This window comes from Vibrio sp. SALL6 (assembly GCF_002002385.1).
GTDB lineage: Bacteria > Pseudomonadota > Gammaproteobacteria > Enterobacterales > Vibrionaceae > Vibrio > Vibrio parahaemolyticus.
Genome location: NZ_MQVK01000016.1, coordinates 1 through 5489, shown reverse-complemented (window position 1 = coordinate 5489; position 5489 = coordinate 1). Strand labels below are relative to the sequence as shown.

Below are 5489 nucleotides of genomic sequence, written 5' to 3'. Positions count from 1 at the left end.
TTTCTGTAGATAATAATAATTCCACTGAGTTTTCAATTTTAACTTTAATCACTAATTCAGACATTGTCACATTTAGCTTAGACAAAACTAATTTAACATCTTTAATACTTAAATTTGACCTTTGACAAAGCTTATCAATATTCCAGTTTATTCTTGGATGTTTTTCTATACACTCTCTTATTTTTTCTAATGTTGGTTCATCTGATTTTATCTTGGGCAAGAAAAGATCTTTTTTAATTAGGTCTAACAGATAATTTTTATAATATATTGATGATAGCTCTAAATCGTTCTTTGTTTTTAAATAAATATAATAATCACGCTTGGACATGATTTGCTTTAAATGACTGAATGATATGACTTTAAGCTCTACTATTTCTTCTTCTACAGAATAATGAATAACTTCTCCTTTCGGAAGATAAAGGTAATCACCTGGTTGAAATATACATGAAAATCCGTTATACGATACAGCGCCACTCCCTTCTTCAATCTGGATAATATGTTCATTCTTATTGAAGTAAGCGCCTAATTTACAAGGTTTAACTTTAACTGATTTCATGATGCAAACCTTTTCGGTGGATTTTTATAATATCCCTGATAGTATATTTTGTTAGAACTTTTTAAATGTTGTTTTATGCTTGAGTCAACACCATCAATAATTACGCCAACGTTACAAAATGGAATTAAAATTTGTGCTACATGCTTTTCTAAATCCTTAAATGAGTACTTTTTGTCTATTTTAATATAATCCCAATCTATATAACCTAAACATTGATTAAAAGTTTCATCTTTGTGACAAAAAGAGTCTAAGCAAAATTCAATTCCATACTCCTTGAGTTTTTTTATTGATAGATACAAGTCAGGTAGCATATTATTTTCTATTTCATTAACTTCTATCACTAAATTTTTGTTATTAAATAAAGAAATTCTCGTTATGAATTTATCACTCAACAATATATTTGCGGTAATATTAATGCTAAATTTGTTTTTTTTATTGTTTTGAAGTTTTTTAACAATATTTAATGCTGACTCCATTATTATTTCATCGGATACAGTCATATCTAAAAACTGCTCCTCATAATATCCATCAGGTATAGTGTATAAAACCTCAGAGAAAGCCACATCTCCAGTTTCACTTGAGTAAATAGGATGCAAAAAAATACTATTTGAAATGCTACTTTTTAAATCCATATCTCACTACACCTTTTTTAATATGAATATTGTTTTTAAGCGCAAGATTAATCACCTCTTAAAACCTAAGCAACCAGTTTTCTATTATTAGCCATGATATCTATTGTTATTTATCACCCTCAAACGTACTGTCATTATATTGACATTAAATTGACCGTACATTAACAGATAGCTTATTGAACATTTAAAATCAAGAGTGCTTTAGTGTGGTCTATGTTTAAGGCTTTGTTACGTAACTCGATGAAACTAAGGCAGAGGTGATGAGCTGTACGACAACACAGTTGATCCCCCTAGTCTTATGGAGAAGCCTCGTTACACAACAACTAACTGAAAACAGTACAGCAAAGTGCTAATTAATCGTGGTTCACTCACTTTCTGGATTGACGAAGGAGTTATAAGCGAATAGAAGCAAAGCAAACAGAACAAGCGTGGCAGGCCTCGTCAATTCCAGCGACCTCGCCATTACTGAGCCGCACCAGTTATCTTGGACCCTGAGTTAAGTGAGTAAAATCACTAACGAGGTGAATCATGACAAACAAGAAAAAACTTATTATCCATTCTTCCGAATTTAATACTTGAGATTGCGGAGAAAGTCGGCGCTGCTGTTGCCGCTAGATAACTATCTCTCCATGACTCTCAAATCTATGGCTGGCGTAAAGCCGCAAATAAAAACTCCAGTACTGCTGAGTGAGAAAAAGAGCTAGGAGTAGTAAAAAAGGCCGCCACCTACTTTACGGAGAATCTAAAGTAGCTTGTGCTTCGAATTTATGTTTGAACACCTGCAGTATTTCCGTGTATCTCACATGGCAGAGGTGTTTGGCATATCGCGAAGCAGGTTTTACTACTGGATTAAGCATCGTCATAGAGACTGCCTGCGAGAACAAGCCCGTCAGGTATTAGACGACAAAGTCAAAGAGGCGTTTGATAACCGCAAAGGCAGGGACGGTGCTAGACGTATCCAGATAGAGTTAACTGATAACGGTAGCAGGCATAATGTGAAGACCATTGCCAGTAGCATGAAACGTCAAAATCTAGTAGCGAAAGCTGCTCGTAAGTTTAAATGTACGACGGATAGCATTCATAAGTTGCCAATCGCTCCGAACTTGTTGGAACAAGACTTCTCTGCAACTTCCGCCCAATCAGAAATGGGCGGAGATATTACGTATTTGGCGATAAGTGAAGGTTGGTTATACTTAGTGGTAATCATTGATCTTTATTCACAGCAAGTCGTTGGCTAAGAGGATGACTGCAACATTAGTCAGCGATACTCTTTCAATTACCCTATTCCATCGTGGCTTTCCTGAGCGAGTCATCGTTCATAGTGGCCATGGTAGCCAATATTGCTCGAAAGGTTATCGAGAGCTGATAAGTGCCTATAATCTAAAACAAAGTATTGATAGAAAAGGGAAATTGTTGGGACAACGTTATTGGGACAACGTTATATAGAGAGTTTCTTTCATGCCATGAAGGTAGAAGCTGTACTACATGAGCTGATAATGTCGAGAGAATAGATGCGTCAATTGGTCTTCGAATACATTGAGGTTTAATATAATCGAACGAGAAGGCACAGTGATCTTGGGCGTCTAAGCCCAGTTGACTTTGAAAAGCCAAAAGGTCGCTTAATGCAGTGTCCAGTCTGGCTGGAGCTTCTTCTCGCATCTTCATTTAGTTGAACGGAGAACTATGTTCTCCGAATGACGCAAGGCTGAGTCAGGTATTATCCGACTCGTGTTTGGGTATATAGGCAAAGGTCGGTAGCGTTCAAACGCTACTGCGAGAACACTGTTCTCGCTCAAATCATCAAAAACTAAAGTTTGCTCATTTAATTAATAGATAAAAAAGCTCTCTTAGTGCCCAACTCTCTGGTGAAAAATGTGTTACCCATTATCTTCATGAGTGGGTTTGTCAGAACCAATGGACTAATGAATTTAAGCTCTGAAACACTTTTGCCCCATTGTTACTTGGGGCTAGTACTAATCCATCTATTGTGAGTATGGCTTTGCCTTAATAAATCTTATTTGAACTCGCCTCTAAATGAGTGGGCTTATCGATTTAACTCAGCAACGCTCATAGTGAAAACTAAATCCGAATCTGCTTGGTTTGAGTAGCTGTGAGGGACATCCGTTTTAGCTATAGCGGACTGACCTTCATGCAGTTCTATGGCTTTCCCATCAATATTCAAAGTGAGTATTCCAGACTCAACATGAAAAAGTTCAAACGTGCCTTGTGGATGACCTGCTGATTCAAAAACTTCTGATGGTTTCATATTCCAGCGCCACAACTCAATCATATCTGGGCCGCTTGTTCCCGCCAGAAGTTTTGCGCTACCACCGTGCTCGCCAGTCCAAAGCGTTGGAATGTCCTCTTTATCAATGATGTTGACTGTTGGATTACTCGCAACATTCACAATATCGGCAACCGAAATCCCAAGGGCAGCAGACAGTTTACACAACGTCGAAATGCTAGGGTTAGCTGCCCCTTTCTCTACTTCTACTAACATGCCTTTACTTATCCCTGCTCTTTTTGACAGGGCAGCCAGTTCCTTCTTTACTAGTCTTTGAGTTACGAGATCAGCTTAGTCATTACAATGATCTTAATGACAAAATTAAAGAGCAAGATAAGAAGCTGGAAACTCTTAATCGTGACAATGAGTTATTTACTATATTACAAACCGTACCAGGCATTGGACCTATGACAGCTTCTTGCTGCCTGTCTTCCGTCTCCGACCCTAAAGACTTTTCCAATGGCCGTAACTTTGCAGCTTGGCTAGGGTTAGTACCATTTCAATATTCAACAGGTGGAAAGCCAAGAATGCTAGGGATATCCAAGCGAGGTAACAAAGAACTTCGTGAGCTTTTTATCCATGCAGCTAGGGCTGTTTTATGGCGAGATGAAACTGCTCAGAGATACTTTGGCTCGTGGCTTACAGACTTAAAACTTCGAAAGCCTTTTAATGTTGCTTTAGTAGCTTTAGCCAATAAGTTAGCGAGGATAGCTTGGTCTGTTATGGCTACGAAGAAACCATTTGAAATAAGAGTATAAATCAAGTTTGCATATGAAAATGAAAGATGACAAAACGGTTAGACCACCAGATTGAAGACCTTGTGGACAGAACAGCGACATAGAACGCTTTCTCATTTTTGAGGACAATCTGGCGCGGATCTCATCGTAGAGCTGGGGCTATGTAGCATGTAGGTGTCCCCAATTAGACTCTGAATACATTAGCGCAAACCAACTCCGTTATTTGAATTTTTCACTTGCAAAACGGGGCGTACCATACATTCTGTCCAGAAGTGAGTTGTACGGTTTTTGGGAGTGCCAGCATCTAACTAATCGTGATCCGTCACAATTAAGTGCGTGTTTCTGCCAACCCTCTTCAAATCTCGAATCGCAGCTTCTTTTTTCGCAATCCGAAGGGGCCGATCTGAAGATATGGTATTGATGATAATATCAATATCATCACGTTTGGTATGTGTGAACTCGATAACGCCGTAGGAGGTTCTAAATTCCCCTTTACGCCCCGTTGTCATGATAGTAATTCGATCGGTCATCACTTGAGAAATGACACTGTATTCTGAGAGTGCCGATTCTAGAGAGATGTAATTGTACTCTCCCCGTCGCAAGCATTTAGCAATATATTCAATAGTATAACCACTTCTATGACGACTGTATGAGAATACATAAACACCGTTACACGCTCGCTCTATTACTCCTGCTTTTACTAAACGTGGCAGGCTTTGTTGGAATGCTGTAAGTGAATCATCAAAAAATAACCTTCTGAGATCACTCTTTCGATAAACATGTATGCCTTGCTTGTCAAACTTATGCAGGCGCTCTAATGCAGTCTCAATCTTCACTTCAATAATCATGAGTAGTCACAAAAAGTAAGTATGACATATATTTTTGTCCACTTGTGATTGAGGATAAAGCATCGGTAGTCGCTGATACCCTAGTGATTCCTGACTTGTTTTTCCGAGTTAGGATCCTAACTCGGAATTTATGGGGATGAATATGGTTACTTTGAGGTGGGGAAATGGCAGCACTAATCGTCAGGTGCGATGTTCATTCTCGGTTAGGATCCTAACTTGGAATTTATGATGATGAATATGGTTCTTTGAGGAGGGGGATAGCATCACCAATAGTAGTAAGAATTTGTTCTTCATTCTCAGTTAGGATCCTAACTCGGAATCTATGATGATGAATATGGTTCTTTGAGGAGGGGGAATAGCGTCACCAATAGTCAGAATCTGTTCTCTATTCTCGGTTAGGATCCTAACTCGGAATCTATGATGATGAATATG

At 38.4% G+C, this 5489-nt stretch carries 4 protein-coding genes and 3 pseudogenes; 3 read left to right on the top strand and 4 right to left on the bottom strand.

Features of this window, described 5'->3' with window-relative positions; translation table 11 throughout:
- Nucleotides 1-556 (bottom strand): AraC family ligand binding domain-containing protein (locus BIW15_RS09675; RefSeq protein WP_143694960.1); only part of this gene is annotated, 556 nt, incomplete at its 3' end.
- On the bottom strand, nt 553-1188 hold the full coding sequence (locus BIW15_RS09670; protein ID WP_069516259.1) for an EAL domain-containing protein: 636 nt from the start codon (nt 1186-1188) through the stop codon (nt 553-555). The genes BIW15_RS09670 and BIW15_RS09675, both read right to left, overlap by 4 nt.
- A gap of 346 nt (nt 1189-1534) precedes the next feature.
- Here BIW15_RS09670 and BIW15_RS09665 point away from each other — a divergent pair.
- Both BIW15_RS09665 and BIW15_RS09660 read left to right on the top strand, forming a co-directional pair.
- Nucleotides 1535-1655, top strand: a pseudogene (locus BIW15_RS09665) (transposase); the annotation flags it as partial.
- A 61-nt stretch (nt 1656-1716) separates the two neighbouring features.
- Nucleotides 1717-2861 (top strand): annotated as a pseudogene (locus BIW15_RS09660) (IS3 family transposase).
- A 371-nt stretch (nt 2862-3232) separates the two neighbouring features.
- Here BIW15_RS09660 and BIW15_RS09655 read toward each other — a convergent pair.
- Nucleotides 3233-3688 carry a cupin domain-containing protein gene (locus tag BIW15_RS09655; protein ID WP_077280917.1) on the bottom strand — a complete coding sequence of 152 codons (456 nt, stop codon included), beginning with the start codon at nt 3686-3688 and terminating at the stop codon, nt 3233-3235.
- Between the two features lie 32 nt (nt 3689-3720).
- Here BIW15_RS09655 and BIW15_RS09650 point away from each other — a divergent pair.
- Nucleotides 3721-4230: pseudogene (locus tag BIW15_RS09650) on the top strand (IS110 family transposase); the annotation flags it as partial.
- A gap of 287 nt (nt 4231-4517) precedes the next feature.
- On the opposite strand, the gene abiEi reads toward BIW15_RS09650, so the two are convergent.
- Nucleotides 4518-5057 carry a type IV toxin-antitoxin system AbiEi family antitoxin gene (abiEi, locus tag BIW15_RS09645; protein ID WP_041157128.1) on the bottom strand — a complete coding sequence of 180 codons (540 nt, stop codon included), beginning with the start codon at nt 5055-5057 and terminating at the stop codon, nt 4518-4520.
- Nucleotides 5058-5489 lie beyond the last annotated feature (432 nt).